The 18,268-nt window shown below is 63.8% G+C and carries 18 protein-coding genes and 1 tRNA gene; 13 read left to right on the top strand and 6 right to left on the bottom strand.

Translation table 11 applies throughout. The features are described 5' to 3' along the window. Window positions 1–79: 79 nt before the first annotated feature. Both SALLO_RS0109055 and SALLO_RS0109050 read left to right on the top strand, forming a co-directional pair. A complete protein-coding gene (locus SALLO_RS0109055) occupies window positions 80–1,147 on the top strand; it encodes a sensor histidine kinase (RefSeq protein ID WP_022835988.1) in 1,068 nt (355 codons plus the stop codon). A 91-nt stretch (window positions 1,148–1,238) separates the two neighbouring features. Next, window positions 1,239–1,976 carry a queuosine precursor transporter gene (locus tag SALLO_RS0109050; protein WP_022835987.1) on the top strand — a complete coding sequence of 246 codons (738 nt, stop codon included), beginning with the start codon at window positions 1,239–1,241 and terminating at the stop codon, window positions 1,974–1,976. Between the two features lie 4 nt (window positions 1,977–1,980). Here SALLO_RS0109050 and SALLO_RS0109045 read toward each other — a convergent pair whose 3' ends face one another. The 3 genes from SALLO_RS0109045 to SALLO_RS17800 all read right to left on the bottom strand — a co-directional run bounded on the left by SALLO_RS0109045 (window position 1,981) and on the right by SALLO_RS17800 (window position 7,148). Next, on the bottom strand, window positions 1,981–3,825 hold the full coding sequence (locus tag SALLO_RS0109045) for a glycoside hydrolase family 15 protein (protein ID WP_022835986.1): 1,845 nt from the start codon (window positions 3,823–3,825) through the stop codon (window positions 1,981–1,983). A 59-nt stretch (window positions 3,826–3,884) separates the two neighbouring features. After that, window positions 3,885–5,180: an adenylosuccinate lyase gene (gene purB, locus SALLO_RS0109040; protein WP_022835985.1), complete on the bottom strand. Its 1,296-nt coding sequence runs from the start codon at window positions 5,178–5,180 to the stop codon at window positions 3,885–3,887. 258 nt (window positions 5,181–5,438) lie between these two features. After that, complete coding sequence (locus tag SALLO_RS17800) at window positions 5,439–7,148, bottom strand: fasciclin domain-containing protein (protein WP_022835984.1); 1,710 nt, start codon at window positions 7,146–7,148, stop codon at window positions 5,439–5,441. Between the two features lie 382 nt (window positions 7,149–7,530). Here SALLO_RS17800 and SALLO_RS0109030 point away from each other — a divergent pair, with 382 nt between their 5' ends. From SALLO_RS0109030 to SALLO_RS0108980, 11 genes are all read left to right on the top strand, one after another. Then, on the top strand, window positions 7,531–8,430 hold the full coding sequence (locus tag SALLO_RS0109030; RefSeq protein ID WP_022835983.1) for a M23 family metallopeptidase: 900 nt from the start codon (window positions 7,531–7,533) through the stop codon (window positions 8,428–8,430). Between the two features lie 141 nt (window positions 8,431–8,571). Further along, a complete protein-coding gene (locus SALLO_RS16290; RefSeq protein WP_228702797.1) occupies window positions 8,572–9,048 on the top strand; it encodes a bactofilin family protein in 477 nt (158 codons plus the stop codon). A gap of 4 nt (window positions 9,049–9,052) precedes the next feature. Then, window positions 9,053–9,352, top strand: coding sequence for an AtpZ/AtpI family protein (locus tag SALLO_RS16285; RefSeq protein ID WP_022835981.1), 300 nt, complete (start codon window positions 9,053–9,055; stop codon window positions 9,350–9,352). Between the two features lie 141 nt (window positions 9,353–9,493). Further along, window positions 9,494–9,808, top strand: a complete 315-nt coding sequence (locus tag SALLO_RS0109015) for a hypothetical protein (protein WP_022835980.1) — start codon at window positions 9,494–9,496, stop codon at window positions 9,806–9,808. 81 nt (window positions 9,809–9,889) lie between these two features. After that, window positions 9,890–11,227, top strand: coding sequence for a F0F1 ATP synthase subunit A (gene atpB / locus SALLO_RS16280; RefSeq protein WP_084696326.1), 1,338 nt, complete (start codon window positions 9,890–9,892; stop codon window positions 11,225–11,227). A 70-nt stretch (window positions 11,228–11,297) separates the two neighbouring features. Further along, on the top strand, window positions 11,298–11,528 hold the full coding sequence (gene atpE, locus SALLO_RS0109005) for an ATP synthase F0 subunit C (RefSeq protein WP_022835978.1): 231 nt from the start codon (window positions 11,298–11,300) through the stop codon (window positions 11,526–11,528). 150 nt (window positions 11,529–11,678) lie between these two features. Further along, complete coding sequence (gene atpF / locus SALLO_RS0109000) at window positions 11,679–12,182, top strand: F0F1 ATP synthase subunit B (RefSeq protein ID WP_022835977.1); 504 nt, start codon at window positions 11,679–11,681, stop codon at window positions 12,180–12,182. Between the two features lie 36 nt (window positions 12,183–12,218). Continuing rightward, entirely contained in the window at window positions 12,219–12,794 is a 576-nt protein-coding gene (gene atpH, locus SALLO_RS0108995) for an ATP synthase F1 subunit delta (protein WP_022835976.1), read from the top strand. A 48-nt stretch (window positions 12,795–12,842) separates the two neighbouring features. Further along, window positions 12,843–14,465: a F0F1 ATP synthase subunit alpha gene (gene atpA, locus SALLO_RS0108990; RefSeq protein WP_022835975.1), complete on the top strand. Its 1,623-nt coding sequence runs from the start codon at window positions 12,843–12,845 to the stop codon at window positions 14,463–14,465. A 42-nt stretch (window positions 14,466–14,507) separates the two neighbouring features. After that, on the top strand, window positions 14,508–15,437 hold the full coding sequence (atpG, locus tag SALLO_RS0108985; RefSeq protein WP_022835974.1) for an ATP synthase F1 subunit gamma: 930 nt from the start codon (window positions 14,508–14,510) through the stop codon (window positions 15,435–15,437). Between the two features lie 50 nt (window positions 15,438–15,487). Continuing rightward, a tRNA-Ser gene (locus tag SALLO_RS0108980) sits at window positions 15,488–15,579 on the top strand. A gap of 74 nt (window positions 15,580–15,653) precedes the next feature. Here the strand turns inward: SALLO_RS0108980 and SALLO_RS0108975 are convergent. The 3 genes from SALLO_RS0108975 to SALLO_RS16275 form a co-directional block, all read right to left on the bottom strand. Next, complete coding sequence (locus SALLO_RS0108975; RefSeq protein WP_022835973.1) at window positions 15,654–16,325, bottom strand: TIGR04283 family arsenosugar biosynthesis glycosyltransferase; 672 nt, start codon at window positions 16,323–16,325, stop codon at window positions 15,654–15,656. Between the two features lie 9 nt (window positions 16,326–16,334). Continuing rightward, entirely contained in the window at window positions 16,335–17,225 is an 891-nt protein-coding gene (locus SALLO_RS0108970) for a dimethylarginine dimethylaminohydrolase family protein (protein WP_022835972.1), read from the bottom strand. Between the two features lie 78 nt (window positions 17,226–17,303). Continuing rightward, window positions 17,304–18,245: a mechanosensitive ion channel family protein gene (locus tag SALLO_RS16275; RefSeq protein ID WP_022835971.1), complete on the bottom strand. Its 942-nt coding sequence runs from the start codon at window positions 18,243–18,245 to the stop codon at window positions 17,304–17,306. Window positions 18,246–18,268 lie beyond the last annotated feature (23 nt).

Below are 18,268 nucleotides of genomic sequence, written 5' to 3'. Positions count from 1 at the left end.
TATAATCACGGGCCGCGGGATCTCTGCGCGCGTGCAAAGGTGCCATCGCCCACAGTTTTCGAAAAGGCAACGAACCTGTATGGAACACGAAAGGGAAGCAGAAGGGTCGCAGGCGCCGTTGCGGCTGGGGCTCGTGATGGCCGCTGTAGCCGCGGCGGGCGCGCTGGTTGCGGGCGTGCTGCTGAACGCATCCACCGGGGCGCTGGTGGCGCTGGTGGTAGGCGCGGGCGGGCTCATGTACGGCGCTACGCACGTGATGTGGGCGCGCCGGCTGGCCCGTGCCGATGCGCTCTTGCACGCGCTGCGGGATCAGCGGTTCGAAGCGTTTGCCGACGACGCGCCGCCGCCCGCGGGCGATGAGCTGAGTCGGCTGCTGGCGTCGGTGCATCGCACCGGGCAGCGCATGCAGCAAACCATCCGCGAGTTGAAGCAGATGGAGCACTACCGCCGCGAGTTTATCGGCAACGTGTCGCACGAGCTGAAAACGCCCATCTTTACCGTGCAGGGCTTTACCGAGACGCTCCTCGACGGCGCGCTCAACGACCCGACCGTCAACCGCGTGTTCCTGGAGAAAATCCTGCGCAACGTGCAACGCCTCGACCATCTAGCCCGCGACTTGTCGGACATCGCGCGCATCGAGACGGGCGCGCTGGAGATGTCGGCCGCGCCCTTCGAGGCCAACGCGGTGGTGCGCGAAGTGGTGGAGTCGCTGGAAATGAAGGCCGACCAGAAGGACATCGTGCTGCATAGCGCGCTGCCGGGCGACCCGCTGGTGGCCTACGGCGACCGCGAGCGCATCCGGCAGGTGGTGCTCAATCTCACCGACAACGCCATCAAGTACACCGAAAGCGGCGGGCACGTGACAGTGCGGGTGCAGGCGGCCGAGGAACAGGTGCGGTTTGCCGTGGCGGACGACGGCATTGGCATTGCGCCGGAGCATATCGAGCGACTGACCGAGCGCTTCTACCGGGTCGACAAAAGCCGCTCGCGCAACCAGGGCGGCACCGGCCTGGGGCTGGCCATCGTGAAGCACATCCTAGGGGCACACAACCAGACGCTGCATGTGGAGAGCGCGCCGGGCGAGGGGTCGACCTTCTCGTTTGCGCTGGCCGCGGCCTCGACGCGGCAATCGGTGGGCGTGTCGTAACCCAGGCGCCGTAACGAAGTTGACGCGCTGGAACGGCGCATGGGGCCTCTTGTAGCGGTGGTGTGTTTGTTGCTCATGCCCACGTCTGCCCATGCGCACCGCGTACGAACTGACGCGCCCGCAGAAACTCTACGTGATCTGTGCGGCCATCTTCATCACGGCGCTCGTCATTGCCGAGGCAACCGCCAGCAAGTTTTTTACGGCATTCGAGCTGCCGTTTACGCTGCATCTCTTTGGGCAATCGTTTACGTCGGTGACGATGACGGCCGGCGTGCTCGCGTTTCCGGTTACGTTTATCGTGACGGACGTGCTCAACGAGTACTACGGGAAGAAGGGCATCCGCTTTGTGACGTACGTGGGCATGGCGATGATCGTGTTTGAGTTTGGCTTGCTACAGCTGGCCATGGCCGTGCCCGAGGCGACGACCTCGCCGGTGCCCGACGCGGCCTTCGATACGGTGTTTGGCGCGTCGGGGCGCATCATCGTGGGCAGCCTCACCGCCTACCTGCTGGGCCAACTGGCCGACATCACCCTCTTTCACTGGCTGCGCGGCCTTACGGAAGGGAAGTACTTGTGGCTGCGCGCAACCGGCTCCACCTTCGGGTCGCAATTCATCGACACGCTCATTGTGCTTTCGGTGGCGTTTGCCGGGCAGCTCACGGTGCAAGAGATTCTGGCAATCACGCTCTTCAACTACAGCTACAAGTTCGTCATTGCCATCGGCATCACGCCCATCATCTACGCCGCGCACTGGGCCATGGACCGCTACCTGGGCCACGCGCAGGCCGAGCAGCTCCGCGAACAGGCCGAGCAGCCGTCGACGGCGTAAGCGGCTATCCGCTTTGGCCCGTGCCGTACAGGCGTCCTTCGAGCGTGCGGTCGAGGTTGAAGGCCGCACTGATGAGGGCCAGGTGGGTAAAGCCTTGGGGAAAGTTGCCGAGCGCTTCGCCGCGTGCGCCCGTTTCTTCGGCAAACAGGCCGAGGTGGTTGGCGTAGCCCAGCATCTTCTCGAACATGAGGCGTGCGCGGTCGAGGCGCTTCGGGTTGGTGCGGCCGGCGCGGGCGAGCGCTTCCACCATCCAGAACGTGCACATGTTAAAGGAGCCCTCTTCGCCCGGCAAGCCATCGTCTACGCGCGCCTGGTCGTAGCGGTACACGAGGCTATCCGACACGAGCCCGCCATCGGACGGGTCCTGCAGCATCGCGTCGAGGGTGCGCGTCATGCGCGGGTCGTTGGGGGCCATAAAGAAGACGAGCGGCATGGTGAGCAGCGACGCATCGAGCGCTTGACTGCCAAAGTGCTGCACAAAGGCCTGGCGCTCCTCGCTCCACCCCTGCTCCATCACGGATTGATAGATGGCATCGCGGCAGTCGCGCCACTGCTGGCGGTCGGCCGGGAAGGAGCGTTTATCGGCCAGCCGCAGCGCGCGGTCGAGGGCCACCCAGCACATGAGCTTCGAGTACGTAAACTGCTCGCGGCCGCTGCGCACCTCCCAGATGCCGTCGTCGGGTTCGGCCCATCGCTCGCACACCTGCGAAACCACCTGCTGCAGGTCGGTCCAGAAGTCGTACGCAATGGGCGCATGGTACTTGTTGCTCAGGTACACAGCATCCATCACCTCCCCGTAGATGTCGAGCTGCAGCTGATCGGTGGCAGCGTTGCCCCGGCGCACCGGCGAGGAGCCGCGGTATCCGTCCAGGTGGTCGAGGGTGGTTTCGGTGAGGTCGGTGCCGCCGCGCACATCATACAGGATGTTAAGCGTGCCGTCGTCGCTCGCGCGGCAGCGATCGGCAAGCCATTCCATAAAGGCCGCCGCCTCTTCGGTAAAGCCGATGCGCAGCAGGCCATACACCGTAAAGGCGGCATCGCGGAGCCAGGTGTAGCGGTAGTCCCAGTTGCGCACGCCGCCCACAGCTTCGGGCAGGCCCATGGTGGGCGCGGCCACGATGGCGCCGGTGGGCTCGAACGTGAGCAGCTTGAGCGCCAGTGCCGACCGGTGCACCTGCTCGCGCCAGCGGCCGGTGTAGGTCGACTGGCTGAGCCACGAGCGCCAGTAGGTGAGCGTTTGGTCGAGGAGCGCGCCTTCGGCCTCGCAGGAGATGGGCGCGGGCGAGGCGTTGGCCTCGCGCAAGACGAAGGCGGCCCGTTCGCCGGCGCGGAGGTTTAGGCGGGTGCGCGCAGCGCCATCATCGGTTGTGAGCGGCACCGAGGCCGAGAGCTCCAGCGTGAGGTCGTCGCTTGCAAAGAGGACGCCCTCCGACGTCTCGCGGGCCCGGTGCGACGCCCGCGCATAATCGAAGGCAGGCTGGCACACCACGCGCAGCGGCAGCGCGCCACGAATCATTTCCACCCGCCGGATGAGCGCGCGCTGCTGCGGATGATCATCGGAGAGGCCCACCGGCATGTAGTCGATCACTTCCGCCACACCGCCCTCCGCCAAAAAGCGGGTGATGAGCACGTTGGTGTCGGGCCAGTACACCTGCCGCTTGGTGACGTGATCGGGGTCGGGCGCAATCTGAAAGTGGCCGCCGATGTCGTCGTCCAAGATCCGCGCAAACACGCTCGGGCTGTCGACGTGCGGCCAACACAGCCAGTCGATAGAGCCGTTGCGGCCCACCAGCGCCGAGGTGCGCATGTTGCCGATGAGGCCGTAGTCTTCGATGGGAAGGTAGCTCATGCGGGGCGCATGGTCGTTGGAGGGACTCGCGTAGATACGTAGGCGCGGGAGCGGTAGTGTTACGCAAGGCCCACCCGCTCAAAGAGCAGATCGACGTTGCGCACATGGTACGACGGGTCGAACGTCTCCTCGATGGCCTCGGCCGAGAGGTATTCGGTGATGGTGTCGGCCCCGGCCACAATGTCTTCGAACGGCCGCTGCTCTTCCCAGGCCTGCATGGCCAGCGGCTGCACGCGGTCGTAGGCCTCCTCGCGGGTCAGGCCCTTGTCGATGAGCTTGAGCATGAGGCGCTGGCTGTTGTAGAGGCCGTAGGTGCGCTCCATGTTGTCGCGCATCGTATCCTCGTACACCACAAGGTTTTCGATGATGCCTGCGAAGCGGCGCAAGGCGTAGTGCAGGATGGTGGTGGCATCGGGCAGCACCACGCGCTCGACGGACGAGTGGCTGATGTCGCGCTCGTGCCACAGCGCCACGTTCTCCATTTCCGAGACCATGTAGCCGCGCAGCAGCCGGGCGCAGCCGGTGATGTTCTCGGAGCCCACGGGGTTGCGTTTGTGCGGCATGGCCGACGAGCCCTTTTGTCCGCTCCCAAACGACTCCTCGACCTCGCGCACCTCGCTGCGTTGCAGGTGGCGTACCTCGACGGCCATCTTTTCGAGGGAGGCCCCAATGCCGGCGAGCACGCTCAGGTAGTGCGCGTGCCGGTCGCGCGAGAGTACCTGGGTGGAGATGGGGGCGGGCTTCAGGCCGAGGCGCTCGCACGTCATGCGCTCCACCTCCGGCGGAATGTGCGCAAACGTGCCTACGGCGCCCGAGAGTTTGCCCACACGCATCTCTTCGGCCGCTCGTTCGAAGCGATCGCGCTGGCGCGTCATCTCGTCGTAGAAGCGGGCCATCTTCAGGCCAAAGGTGGTGGGCTCGGCATGTACGCCGTGGGTGCGGCCCATCGTAAGCGTGTGCTTGTGGGCGCGGGCCTTCGCGGCGAGGGCGTCAATCAAGCCGTCGAGCTGCGTGCGAATCATGCCGTTGGCCTTTTTGAGGCGCACCATGTAGGCCGTGTCCACCACATCGGTGGAGGTGAGGCCGTAGTGCACCCACTTGCGCTCTGGCCCCAGCGTCTCGCTCACGGCCCGCGTAAAGGCCACCACGTCGTGCTTGGTCGCGCGCTCGATTTCTTTGATGCGCGCAACGTCGAAGTCGGCATTCTCGTAGAGGGCCCGCACATCATCCTCCGGAATGGCGCCGATCTCGCTCCAGGCCGCGCAGGCGGCAAGCTCAACGTCGAGCCACGATTGAAATTTGGCGCGTTCGTTCCACAGGCGGCCCATCTCAGGGCGGGTATAGCGGTCAATCATCGGAAGGCGGCACAGGTCAATGAAAAAGAGGGGCCAACGGACACGAGACAAGGTAGGCCGCACGGACTACTTTCCCAACGCCCAGGCCTGTGTTCACGCGCAGTTCCATATGATTACACATGGATGAAGCAACCACAGTTCAACATACGAAGCTGACCGATGCGGTAGCCGCGGCCGCACGTGCACGCAAAACGCCCCGAGGCCGCGCGGGCCCCGGGGCGTTGGCGTGAAGCGCATCTGTAAGAAGCGCGTCAGGCGTCAGTTGGTGTTCACCGACCCTTCCATGCTGCCGTGTACCGTGCAGCGATACGTAGCCACAGCATCCGCCAGGGCTTGCGTGTAGGTGAAGGTTACACCCTCGCCATCTTCCTGGTAGTTGATGTCGGGATCGCCTTCCAGACTGCCGGTTTGGCCATCGGCCTGGCTGAGCAGGTACTCAGCGGCGCTATTCTGGAAACCCAACGGGTGGGCCCCGCCGCCGTTGTTTACGAAGCGATAGCGCGTGCCTACGGTGAGCGTGAGGGTGGGGTTTTCGCCTCCGCTCGAAACGCCCGTTGCGCCGTCTACGCTCGTCACTTCCCAGGCCGAGGCGCCCACGTTGTCGAGCGTCACGGTGACGTCAACCGCCGATTGCATGCTGGGCGGCATCAGGACGCCGTCGATGCGGTGCACGATGCCATTGCTCACGCCAAAGTCGGGCGCCACCACTTGCGCATCGTTCACGAAGACGCCGTCGTTGTTCACGGCAAACGTCACGTCACTGCCTTCAACCGTTTGGGCGGTTTGCCCATCGCTGATCTGTGACGAAGCCACCGCAGCATCGGGGATGACGTGGTACGTAAGGATGTCTTGCAACTGCTGCTGCGACAGCCCGCTCAGGTCCACACCTTCAAAGGCGCTCTCATTCGGCGCAAAGACGGTGTAGGTTGCCTGCGGATCGTTCAGCGTGTCCGTCAGGCCGGCATCCTCAACCGCATCGGCGAGCGTCTGCGTCGCATCGGTGGAGCGGATGCGCTCGTAGGCCGTCCGGTTTTCGAGCAGCACCCGGTCGATCAGGTGGATGACGCCGTTGCTCGATGGAATATCCACAGCCACAACCGTTGCGCCGTTGACCCGCACGGTCTCGCCGTCAATGGCAATCGTTAGCTCGTCGCCCTGCAAGGTGGTGATGGTCTGGCCATCGGAGAGTTCGCCCGATGTGGTTTCGCCAGCGGCCACATGATATTGCAAAATGGATCCAAGCAGGTTGGTGTTATCGAGCAAGGCATCCACCGTTAGGGCATTCACCGCGTCGTCAATGGGCGCAAAGACGGTGAAGGGGCCGTCGCCGTTCAGGTCATCGCCCAGCCCGGCAGCGGCAATGGCTTGCACCAGCACCTGCACCTGCGGGGTGATGGTGGCCCGCTCGGTGATGGTCAGGTGGCGCTGCAGCACGCCGTCAATGATGTGAACAACGCCGTTATCGGCTTCCACATCGGGCGTTACCACGGTGGCGCCATTGATGCGCACGGTGCCATTCTCAATCGAGACGATGAGCTGTGCGCCTTGCAGCGTTTCGATGGTCTGACCGTCCGAGAGTTCGTCGGACGTGACGGTGCCTTCAACTACGTGGTAGGTAAGCACCTTCGTCAGCAGGTTGTTATTGGCAAGGAGCGGATCGACCGCAACGCTCGCGAAAGCAGCATTATTCGGAGCAAACACCGTGTAGGTGGTCTCGTCGTCGCCCTCCTCATCGCCATCGTCGCTGTCATTATCGGCTTCGAACGTACTGGTAAGGCCGGCAGCCTCTACGGCCGCTTGCAGGGTGCTCAGGTCGCTGGTTTGGGCCAACAGGTCAGCAATGCTCGTGCCTTGCGTGGGGGGGGCCACAGGCCCGTCGTCGCCGTCGCAGGCCGTGAGCGTAAAGGCGAAGAAGAAAAGCGCTACCAGCGCGGTCCATCCCCTTGTGGTTGATCGTTGATGTATCATGATTCTGTGTAGCGAGTAGGAAAAACAGGACGTTGACCCCGAGGGGGCGCGCGGGTCATCGATACGGCTTAACCCTGCGCTCGGGTAGACGTTCATTAAAACTGTGACGCGGCTGTTATCTGACAAATGGTGTATGCAATTCGTTGCGGTCGTATCGTTGCTGCTACGGGGCACGTGATGCGCCATTGCGATGGGGGAACGCAGCGTTGCCGTGTGGATAGCCACGAACAAGCAAGACGCAGCGTGCGCCACGGGCTTGCTGTTGTGTAAGGATGCAACGAAGGCGTTCGCCCGGTCGTACAGCCGACTGTGCTGAGCGGGCGAGCGTGTGGCCGAAGGGCCCGTGCCTGTGCGATTCTTTATCACTTAGCCTGATGCATGCATGTGGGCGTTACTCAAGGACCTTATCCGCTTTCCGGACGCGCTGCACACGGTTGTTTTGATGCGGTCGGACGACCCTGGGCCGGCGCATCACTACGAGCTGGTGCCCCGCCGGCTCGTGGCCATATGGCTGGGCACACTCGTTAGCGCGGTGCTCGTGGCGGTGGCCGTGATGGCCTTTACGCCGGCCCGCCACCTGATCCCGGGATACGATACGCCCAAAATAAAACGCCAGGCGCGCCTGAGTGCGCTTCGCGTGGCCGCGCTCAAAGATTCGTTGGCGGTGCAACAAGCGTATGTCGATCAGCTGCGGGCGCTTATGACGGGAGCGATCAAGCCGCCGGCGGCTAGCGGTACCGATGGTGCGCGCTCGTCCGCGGCGGCCGCCGATGAGCCAACGGCGGTGCAGCAACCGCAACAGCAACGTGCGGGACCTAGCGGGCGTGCAACGGCGCATGCCCAGCCGGCCTTCACGGTAACAGCGGGCGGCGCCACGCAGGCCACGGGGCAGGTGTTGCCCGCGCTTCAAATTCCGATGGCTCCGCCGGTGGTGAAGGGCTTTCCGACACGTGGTTTTGACGCGCGCGCCGGTCACTATGCCATCGACATCGCGGTGAAGGAGGGCACTATGGTGCAGTCTGTGGGGCCGGGCTACGTCATTCTCGCAGACTGGACGCAGCAGGGCGGATACACCATTGCGGTGCAGCACGCCGACGGCTACGTGTCGGTGTACAAGCACAACAAGCGCCTGCTGAAGCGTGTGGGCGACCAGGTGCGGGCGTATGAGCCCATCGCCGTAACCGGCAACACCGGCGAGATTACCTCCGGGCCGCATTTGCACTTTGAGCTGTGGCGCAATGGGCTCGCGCAGGATCCTCGTCCGTATTTTGCAGGTTGGTAGCGCATTGCACCGGCCGCAGGCCGCTCCCCCGCCTGGGTGTTTGGTGGTTCACTTATTTTTACGTGTGTACGTCTCGATATGGCGCTTTTTGGTAGCAACGACAAAAAAAAGAAGACAATGGCGAAACAGAACAGCCGTACCGTGAGCTCTGATCAATTGAACCTCGTGGGGGAGGGCACCACCTTTGAAGGTACGGTGCGCGCCGAGAGCGACGTGCGCGCGAGCGGTCGTATCCTGGGTACGCTGCGCGTGCAGGGCCGGGCCATTGTGGCCGAGAGCGGCGCGGTGGACGGCGAGGTGCATGCCACCAATGCCGACATCGCGGGCACCGTATCGGGCGAGCTGTTTATCCAGGAGCGTCTGGTGCTCAAGAGCTCGGCGCAGGTCGACGGCGTGATTCACGCCGGCCGGCTGGTGGTGGAAGAAGGCGCTACGTTCAACGGCGAGTGCCACATGGGCGAGCAGTCGGAGGCCGAGCCGCCACTCAAAGAAGACGACAGTGGCAAAGCGGCCGGCGCCGGCACGGCATCCTCGGCTCAAAAGTCTTCGTCGTCGGATGCCAAGCAGGCGAAGAAGGCCACCGCGTCTGCCGATACCCCAAAAAAGAACGCCTCGTAAGCCCGTGGAGCACGACGACGCGCCGGGCTCGTCAGAGCCTGAGCCATCCGATCGGACGACCAAAGGCGACCTGGACGCATGGCGGAGTGCCCTGCGCGAGGTGATGCCGTACCTGGACCTTGGGTGGCGGCTCGCGTTTGCGCTGGTGGCGCCGCCCGTGGCGGGCTACTGGGCCGACGCCCGCTGGGGAACGACGCCGTGGCTTTTACTGGTGGGCGCCGCGTTGGGCGTGGCCGCCGCAGGGCTCACGCTGACCCGCGTGAGCCGCGACCTCGCGTCGGGCCAATCGTCGCCGCGATCGTAGCCCGAATCGGCGTGCCTTGGCCCTTTCATTCATTATTCACCGCTCTTCACAAGTCCTCCACCGCATCTGTTGTTAGCTTCAACATCCAACAGAGACGCTGCGGCATATGCATGATGCATACGCCACGTGCTGCAACCCGCTATGCTTGATCCCGCTGTGCTAAGTGTTGTGTTGGGCGGTGGGCTGGCAGCGCTGCACGGCGGTCTGCGCGCGCTAAGTCATCAGCTGGCGCTGCAGGCCTCCACCATGCAGGGCTTCCTGCTGTTTGCGCTGGGCGGCTTGCTGCTGCGCATGATGCTCGTACTTCTGCTGCTGGGCCTTGTGGTTGCGCTGGTGCCGGTGCGCGTAAATCTGTTTGTGGGCGTGTTGGTGGGTTTGCTCGTGCCCCTGCTGGTCTTCGAGGTATGGCATATGTACCGCGCGACGTCTTCTGTTGAATCGAAAGACCAATCATAGCAACCGAGGGCCGTGCGGCTTCGCGGCGCTGCTTGCTTGAGGACTTTATCTTGCCGCAACGATTTTCCTGGCTGTGCCATGATGAGTAACCGACTTGGACATACCGCGCGCTTCGGCTTCTTGGCCCTTGCGCTGATGCTTTTCGCGTCGCCGGCTGCCGTGCACGCGGCCGACGGCGAAGGCGAGCTGACGGTGACAGAGATCGTCAACAACGAGATCATCGGACACGCCGCCGATGGCAACTACATCAGCCTGTACTTTTTGGGCAAGGTGGAGCTGCCGCGCGTCTTTTTGGCCCGCACCGCCGATGGAAGCCTTACGCTCGACGCCTACGCCTCCACGAAGGCCGCGCTCAAGTCGGGCGTCTACGGGTTGGTGCCGCATCACGCCCCGGCCGACACCGCCGCATCCGCTGCGCCCGCTGCAGGTGCATCCGCGGGCGGCCACGGCGGGGGCCACGGCAGCAGCGCACACGGCGCCTCCAACGAGGACCTCATCACGACCACAACGCCCGAACTGCTGAACGAGGCCCTCGCGGCCGGCGATCATCTCCACTCAGAAATTAAGCGGGCCGGTGGTAGCATCGTCCTCGACTTCTCGCCGACGCGGCACTTCGTGTTCGGCATCATCGCAATGCTTGTGGTGCTGCTCGTCTTCCTGCCGCTCGCCCAGCGCTACAAGGAAGGCGTGGGGCGCAACGAAGCCCCGCACGGCATCTTCCAGAACATGATGGAAGTGATGGTCGTGTTCATCCGCGACGACGTCGCCAAGCCCAACCTTGGCGACAAGTACCGAACGTTCATGCCCTTTCTGCTGAGCGCCTTCTTCTTCATTCTCGTCGCGAATATCCTGGGGCTGGTGCCGTTCTTTGGCGCGGCCACCTCAAACATCGCGGCCACCGCGGCGCTCGCCGTCATGACACTCGTCATTGGGCAGGTGTACGGCTCGGCCGATCACTTCAAGCACCTGTTCACCGGCCCTTCCGATGCGCCCATCTTTGTGCGCATCATCCTCGTACCCATTGAAATTATCGGACTGCTGGCGCGCCACCTTGCGCTTGCGGTTCGTCTGTTTGCCAACATGCTCGGCGGCGCGCTGGTCATTTTCAGCTTCCTTAGCCTGGTCTTCATCATGAAGACCCTCATGGGCCCGTCCGCCGCCTGGGTAACCACCATCTTTAGCGTGGGATTCACGGTGTTCGTCTTGCTGCTTAAGTTGCTGGTTGCCTTCATACAGGCGTACGTCTTTACCGCGCTCTCGGCCGTCTACATTGGCATGGCCGTTGAAGAGCATCACGGCGAAGAAGGCCATCTCCCCGAGATGGACGAGACGCACGACACCGGAGCCGTTACACCTGAGCTCCGCGAAGATCGCTCGTTCGAGCGAGACACGCACGTTGGTGAGCCCGTAGCCGCTTAAGGCGCTGCTGGGCTCGCCGTACCACTTTTTCGATTCGTATTTCCGACGTTCCTCAACCTGACTTAGACTCATGGATCCAGCTGCTCTTGCATACCTCGCCGCAGGCCTTGGTGCCGGTGTTACCACGATTGGGGCCGGCCTTGGCATCGGTTGGCTCGCCAGCTCCTCGATGGACGGCGCCGCCCGCCAGCCCGAAGCGGCCGATGACATCCGCGGCCTCATGATTCTCTCCGCCGCGCTCATTGAGGGTGTGGCCCTGATTGGCCTCATCATCTGCCTGCTGCTCGTGCTGCTCAAGTAAGCCGCGGCCCGCGTAGTGCCGGGGCTGCATCCCGCTTCGGCGGGCCGGTAGCCCCTCGTCGTGCGTAGTGTATTCCTGGTGCGGGCGCTTGTGCGCCCCGCCAGCGCACGCCTTTCATCCCGTACCGATTTCTGCCATTGCGTGCCTGCTATGATTCTCGCGCAAAGCCTTATTGACGTCAATCCAGGATTTATCCTGCTGAAGATCATTGCGTTTTTGATCTTCCTCTACATCCTGTACAAATTTGGATGGGGCCCGATCACGAATGCGCTGGAAGAGCGCGAAGAAGAGATCGATAGCTCCATTCGCCGCGCCGAAGAGGCGCTGCAGGAGGCCAAGCAAGTGCAGGCCGAAAACAAGAAGGCCCGCCGCGAAGCCGAACGAGAGGCGCAGAAGATCCTGCGCGAGGCCCGCGACGCCGCCGAAGACTTGCGCGAGGAGGAAAAGGCCAAGATTCGGCAGGAAATCGACGCGATGAAGGAGCAAGCCCGCGCCGACATCGAACGCGAGAAGCAAAGTGCCCTCCAAGAACTCCGCGACGAAGTGGCCGACCTGGCCATCGAAGCGGCCAGTAAGGTGGTGCGCGACGATCTCGATGGCGAGCGGCAGCGCAAGCTGGTGCACGACTTTATCGACGAGCTGCCCCAAAACTAAGCCGCTCCGCCGCTTTCACCCTTTCCTGTTGTTGCTATGAGTGCACGTACAGTTGCCCGACGCTACGCAACGGCGCTATATGAAGAGGCGTCCGACCAAGGCGTTGTTGACACGGTGGACGACGATGTGGCCATGCTGCGCGAGAGCCTCGCGTCGGTCGACGCGCTGCAGCGTTTGTATGAAAGCCCCGTGGTGTCGCAAGAAAAAAAGCACGCGGTCACCGGCGCACTGCTCGAAGATCGCGTGCACGCGCTGACGCTTCGGTTTGTGCGCTTGCTCATCACGAACGACCGTGAGGGCATGCTTGCCGCCATCCTGCAGCAGTACCACGCCCTGCGCGACGAGCAGGAAGGCATTGTGGAGGTCGAAGCCCGCAGCGCCCAGCCGCTCGACGACGACGCCCGCGCCACGCTCCTGGAAGCGCTGGAAAGCAAAACCGGCCAGCAGGTGCGCCTTACCGTGCGCCACGATCCGGGGCTTATGGGCGGCCTGGTGGTGCGCATTGGCGACCGCGTGTTCGATGGCAGCATCAAGCACAAGCTGGCGGCCCTGCGCGAGCGCTTCCGTCACACGACGGCCACGCCTTCTGCAAACGGCGCGACGGCACAGTAGCGCCCCTTTTGTACCCACGTACCCTTTGGTTTTTGATCCGAAACAGTTATGTCAACGGCAATCCGACCGGATGAAGTAACGTCCGTCCTGAAGCGCGAATTGGGTGGCTTCGAGGCCGACGCCGACGTCTACGAAGTAGGCACGGTGCTGCAGGCCGGCGACGGCATTGCAACCCTCTACGGCCTCTCGAACGTGCAGGCCGGCGAGCTGGTGGAGTTTCCCGACAGCGGCGTCGAGGGCATGGTGCTCAACCTTGAAGAAGACAATGTGGGCGTCATTCTCTTTGGCGGCGTCGACGCGGTAAAAGAGGGCGATGAAGCCCGCCGTACCGGCAAGATTGCGTCCATCCCGGTGAACGAAAACCTGCTGGGTCGCGTCATCGACCCGCTGGGCAACCCGATGGACGGCGAAGGCCCCATCGAGGGCGAGACAGTAGATTTGCCCCTGGAGCGCAAGGCGCCAGGCGTGATCTATCGCCAGCCGGTGGAGGAGCCGCTGCAGACCGGCATCAAGTCGATCGACTCGATGATTCCGATTGGGCGCGGCCAGCGTGAGCTCGTCATTGGCGACCGCCAGACGGGAAAGACGGCCGTTATCATCGACACGATCATCAACCAGAAGGAAACGCACGACACCGACAAGCCGGTGTACTGCGTGTACGTGGCCGTGGGGCAGAAGGACTCCACCGTGGCGCAGGTAAGGCGCGCGCTGGAAGAAAACGGCGCGATGGAGTACACTGTCATCGTGAATGCGTCGGCCTCCATGCCGACGCCGCTGCAGTACGTGGCGCCGTTTGCTGGGGCTTGCATCGGCGAGTTCTTCCGCGACACCGGTCGTCATGCGCTGGTTGGCTACGACGACCTCTCGAAGCAGGCCGTGGCCTACCGCGAGCTGTCGCTCTTGCTGCGCCGTCCGCCGGGCCGCGAAGCCTACCCGGGCGATGTGTTCTACCTGCACAGCCGCTTGCTGGAGCGCGCCGCGAAGATCATCGACAACCAAGAGGTTGCTTCGCAGATGAACAACCTGCCGGAGGGCCTGAAGGACCGCGTGAAGGGCGGCGGGTCGCTCACGGCGCTGCCCGTTATCGAAACGCAAGCGGGCGACGTGTCGGCGTACATTCCTACAAACGTCATCTCGATTACCGACGGCCAGATTTACCTCGACGTCGACCTGTTCAACTCGGGCGTGCGCCCGGCCATTGACGTCGGGATCTCGGTGAGCCGCGTGGGCGGCTCGGCCCAGGTGAGGGCCATGAAGAAGGTCGCCGGTACGCTGCGTATCGACCTCTCGCAGTATCGCGAGCTTGAGGCCTTTGCGAAGTTTGGTTCCGACCTCGACCCCTCGACGCAGCGCCAGCTCAACCGGGGCGAACGCCTGGTGGAAATCCTGAAGCAGGACGAGTTCTCGCCGCGCTCGGTGGGCGAGCAGGTGGGCATCATCTACGTGGCCATCGAAGGCATGCTCGACGAGGTGCCGGTTGAGAAGATCACCGCGTTTGAGGACGAGTACCTCGAACGCCTGCGGCTGCAGCACGGCGATTTGCTCGAAGAGATCAGCAGCGAGGGCACGTGGACCGACGAGATGAAAGAGACCTTCGCGTCGGTGGCCGAAGACCTCGTGCCGATCTACGTCGAGGAAGACGAAGACGACACCGAAGACGTGCTGGCGTAAGCGCCCGTTTGTTTCCCTGTAGCCTTTTGATGCGCGACGCACATGGCGAACCTTCGCGACATACGCAACCGGATCGATTCGATCGAGAACACCAAGCAGGTGACCCGCGCCATGAAAATGGTGGCCGCGGCCAAGCTGCGCAAGGCCCAGGAGCGGATCTTTAACACCCGCCCCTACGCCTACAAGATTCGGGACATCATCGACCACCTGCAGTCGGAGCTCGACCCGACGGCGCACCCCTTCTTCGCGGCCCGCGAATCGGTGGAGGGCGCGCTTGTCGTCGTCATCACGGCCGACCGCGGCCTCGCCGGCGCGTTTAACGCCAACGCCATCAAGACGGCCGAGACGCTGATTGCCAATGAGTATGCCGAGCAGAAGCGCAACGGCGGGCTCTACGTGCTGTGCGTAGGGCGCAAGGGCCACGAGCACTTCGCGGCCCGCGATTACCAGCTGGTGGGCGATTACCGCAACGTATTTGACGGGCTGTCGGTGGACCTCGCCCGGCGCATCATCGACGACGCGGTGGAGGGCTACGAGCGGGGCCTGTGGGACGAGGTGCAGATGGTGTACAACGAGTTCAAAAACACCATTTCGCAGAACCTCATCGCCGAGCCGTTGCTCCCCATCCCCGAGGAGCGCTTTCAGACGCCGGTGATGGCGGAGGAGGCCGAGACGGTGGATGTGCACGAATCGACAAACGGCACGGGCGTCGACTACATCTTTGAGCCGCGTCCGGAGACCATCCTAGAAGCCCTCGTGCCGCGCTTCTTGGAGTACCAGGTGTGGCGCGCGCTGCTCGAATCGAACGCGTCGGAGCAGGGCGCCCGCATGATTGCGATGGACAACGCCACGTCCAACGCCGAGGAGCTCATCGAGGAGCTCACGCTGAAGTACAACCGGGCGCGTCAGGATGCCATCACGATGGAAATTCTGGACATCACGAGCGGCGCAGAAGCCCTCGAAAATGCGTAGTAGCGGGAACGGACGGCATGGCGAGCCGTCTACGCATCGCACATAGTTTTGGAGAGGTGGCCGAGCGGTCGAAGGCGCTCCCCTGCTAAGGGAGTAAACCGGGATACCGGTTTCGAGGGTTCGAATCCCTCCCTCTCCGCCAGTTCAACGCCTGTTGCGCGCTCGCGCGGCGGGCGTTTTTGGTTTGCTGCGCGGCCGCAATGCACGCGCGGCGCGTCAGTCGTCGTAGCGGTAGTGGGCGGCTAGCCGCTCGGGCGAGGCGCCGAGGCAGTAGCCCATCCACAGGCGGGCGTTTTGGAGCTGTTGCCGCAGCAGCCCGTGGCGCTCAAAGCGCCGCGCCGAGGTGGTGACGGCCTGGGGGAGGAAGGCGAAGGGGCCGTGGCGGTGCAGGCGCGCGGCAAGCTCCAGGTCCTCAAAGATGGGCCATGGCGGAAAGCCGCCCACGGCGTTGAAGGCCGTGCGCCGGACGAACAGCCCGCGGTCGCCAAAGCAGAGGCGAACCCATGGGAGCCGCGTGCACCAGGCGTACAGCCGCAGCAGCGGATGGGCGACGTCGAACGAAAGGCGGAAGATGCCCGCAGCGTGCGACGCGAGGGCCCGGCGCACCGGCGAAAGGCCACGCGGCGGCAGGAGCGTATCGGCATGCAGAAAGAGGAGCGCGTCGCCCGTGGTGTGGGCCGCGCCGTGGTTCATCTGATGCGCGCGTCCCCGCCGCGGCCCGCGCACGACCGAAGCGCCCATCGACGCCGCAATCGCGCACGTATCATCGGTCGAGCCGCCATCCACCACCGTCACGTCCACAGGACCGGGCTGTGCGTGCACACGGCGTAGCGTAGCCGGCAGGCACGCCGCCTCGTTCAGCGTGGGAATGACAACGGAGACAGTCACGGGCCGCGCTCAAAAGAGCATCTGCTTCATGCAAAACACCGAGCCGCCCGACTTCAAGAACTCGCTGGTATCCACCGGCACCGGCACAAACCCGGCGGCCGAGAGGCGGGCGTTTGTGCCCGTGCACCCTTCCTGAATGATGACGTGCGTGCCGTCGGGGCAGTGCGCGTTGCACGCAAAAAGCTCGCGGGCTTCGTGGCCAGGCGCCTCCAGCACGTTGGCAAACAGGGCGTGGATGAGATCGCAGCTCGCAGCATCAAACGCGTCGGGGTAGATCAGCACCGTATCCTCGCTGAGGACGCTGAAGCACGTGTCGAGGTGGTAGAAGTCGGGGTCGTGGAGGCGAAGGGCCAGCACGCGCACATCCAAAAGTTCGGCAAGGGCCTCGTAGGCCGCCCGGTCGGTGCGGAAGCCGTAGCCGCCCCACAGCAGGTAGCGGTTCGGGTGCCAGATGGCATCGCCCATGCCCTCAAAGTCGGAGTCGACGGCGTCTGGCAACGGCGTCACTTCGTAGCCGTGGCGGCCCAAAAAGTCGGCGTAATGGGCCACCTCGTCGGCGCGCTGGGGGGCGTGCATCCGGCTTAAAACGACGCCGCGGGTGCCGTTGGGCCGGCGGTAGGGCAGCGTCTGGTTGGCGCAAAACACCATGTCGGGTAGGCCTTCGACACCGTCGAGCACGAGCGGCTCAAAATCGAGGGCCGTGTACGTGGCGCGCAACGCCTTCCACTGTTGCCACGCCACATCTTTGTTGACGGTGCCCGCGTGGCCCTCCATGTGTGGATTGATGACGTACGCGACGTCGAAGTAGGCCGGTGTGGTAAGGAGGGCGCGCTGCGGAGCGGGCAGTGCGGGGCAATCCGCGAGCTGAAAGTCGAGCGCGTCGGGGCTGGAGTAGACCATGAAGCAGAAAGAGGGTGAGGAAGGAGGCACGCCCTGGGGGAGGCGAAGGCGTGCCCGCGAGAGGGAGGTAGGCAGCGCCTAATCGGAGGCGCCGTCGGGTGCGGCCGTGCCGGGGGCTTCTTGGTCGGCGGCGGCCTTCGGCGCGCGCGGCGGCTTCTCTTCATCGTTGATGATGCGCAGCGTGCGTTGTGGGAAGGGGATCGTCACCTCGTGTTCGTCGAAGGCCCGCTTCAACCGGACGCGCAGGTCGCGCTCGGCGGCAAACTGTTCGCCGGGCTTCACCTGCACCACGATGCGGGCGGTGAGCGACGAGTCGCCCATGAGAGTAATAGCCTGCACCTGCGGCTCTTCTTCTAGCAGAATGGCCTGGTTCACCTCCGCCCAGCTTCGGGCCACATGCTCCATGATGGGCAAGATGGCGTCGATGTCTTGGTCATACGACAGCCCCACTTCCACGATGGCCCGCGCGAAGCCGATGTTTTTGTTACCGAAGGTGCGGAGGTCGCCGGCAGGCACCATGAGAAGCTCGCCATCGAACTTGCGGATTTTGATGAGGCGTACGCCAATCTCCTCGACGGTGCCCGTCTCGTTGCCCATCCGCACGAGGTCGCCCACGTGAATGATGTCGTCGAACAGGAGGAAGATGCCGCTGATGACGTCTTTGACGAGCGTCTGCGCGCCAAAGCCCACGGCGAGTCCGGCGATGCCGGCCGTAGCCAGGAGCGCGCCCACGTCGATGTTTACCTCGCTCAGTATCATGATGAGCGCCAGCGGCCAGATGATGTAGTGGGCCGCGGACTGGATGAGGTTGCTGAGCGTGGCGATGCGCAGCCGCCGGGGGTTGTCTTTTTCCAGGTCTTGGCTCCGTTCGGTCCAGCTGTTGGTAAAGCGCTTGATCAGGCGGAGCCCCACCACCGCTAGCACCAGGATAACGGCAATGCGCAGCCCGGTGGTAAGCAGGGTCTGCCAGAGGCCGACGTCGGTGAGGCGGTCGGTGAATTGTTGCAGTTGGGCAAGCATGCAGGTGGCGACTAAGCAGTACA

Source organism: Salisaeta longa DSM 21114 (genome assembly GCF_000419585.1).
GTDB classification, from domain to species: domain Bacteria; phylum Bacteroidota; class Rhodothermia; order Rhodothermales; family Salinibacteraceae; genus Salisaeta; species Salisaeta longa.
The sequence above is the reverse complement of the archived record's forward strand: the minus strand, read 5'-3'. Positions and strand labels throughout refer to the sequence as shown.

Excerpts from the sequence above, each read along its gene's own strand:
- SALLO_RS0109055 (WP_022835988.1), top strand. The coding sequence starts at position 80 with ATGGAACACGAAAGGGAAGCAGAAGGGTCGCAGGCGCCGTTGCGGCTG.
- SALLO_RS0109050 (WP_022835987.1), top strand. The coding sequence starts at position 1,239 with ATGCGCACCGCGTACGAACTGACGCGCCCGCAGAAACTCTACGTGATC.
- SALLO_RS0109045 (WP_022835986.1), bottom strand. The coding sequence starts at position 3,825 with ATGAGCTACCTTCCCATCGAAGACTACGGCCTCATCGGCAACATGCGC.
- purB (WP_022835985.1), bottom strand. The coding sequence starts at position 5,180 with ATGATTGACCGCTATACCCGCCCTGAGATGGGCCGCCTGTGGAACGAA.
- SALLO_RS17800 (WP_022835984.1), bottom strand. The coding sequence starts at position 7,148 with ATGATACATCAACGATCAACCACAAGGGGATGGACCGCGCTGGTAGCG.
- SALLO_RS0109030 (WP_022835983.1), top strand. The coding sequence starts at position 7,531 with ATGTGGGCGTTACTCAAGGACCTTATCCGCTTTCCGGACGCGCTGCAC.
- SALLO_RS0109015 (WP_022835980.1), top strand. The coding sequence starts at position 9,494 with ATGCTTGATCCCGCTGTGCTAAGTGTTGTGTTGGGCGGTGGGCTGGCA.
- atpB (WP_084696326.1), top strand. The coding sequence starts at position 9,890 with ATGAGTAACCGACTTGGACATACCGCGCGCTTCGGCTTCTTGGCCCTT.
- atpE (WP_022835978.1), top strand. The coding sequence starts at position 11,298 with ATGGATCCAGCTGCTCTTGCATACCTCGCCGCAGGCCTTGGTGCCGGT.
- atpF (WP_022835977.1), top strand. The coding sequence starts at position 11,679 with ATGATTCTCGCGCAAAGCCTTATTGACGTCAATCCAGGATTTATCCTG.
- atpH (WP_022835976.1), top strand. The coding sequence starts at position 12,219 with ATGAGTGCACGTACAGTTGCCCGACGCTACGCAACGGCGCTATATGAA.
- atpA (WP_022835975.1), top strand. The coding sequence starts at position 12,843 with ATGTCAACGGCAATCCGACCGGATGAAGTAACGTCCGTCCTGAAGCGC.
- atpG (WP_022835974.1), top strand. The coding sequence starts at position 14,508 with ATGGCGAACCTTCGCGACATACGCAACCGGATCGATTCGATCGAGAAC.
- SALLO_RS0108970 (WP_022835972.1), bottom strand. The coding sequence starts at position 17,225 with ATGGTCTACTCCAGCCCCGACGCGCTCGACTTTCAGCTCGCGGATTGC.
- SALLO_RS16275 (WP_022835971.1), bottom strand. The coding sequence starts at position 18,245 with ATGCTTGCCCAACTGCAACAATTCACCGACCGCCTCACCGACGTCGGC.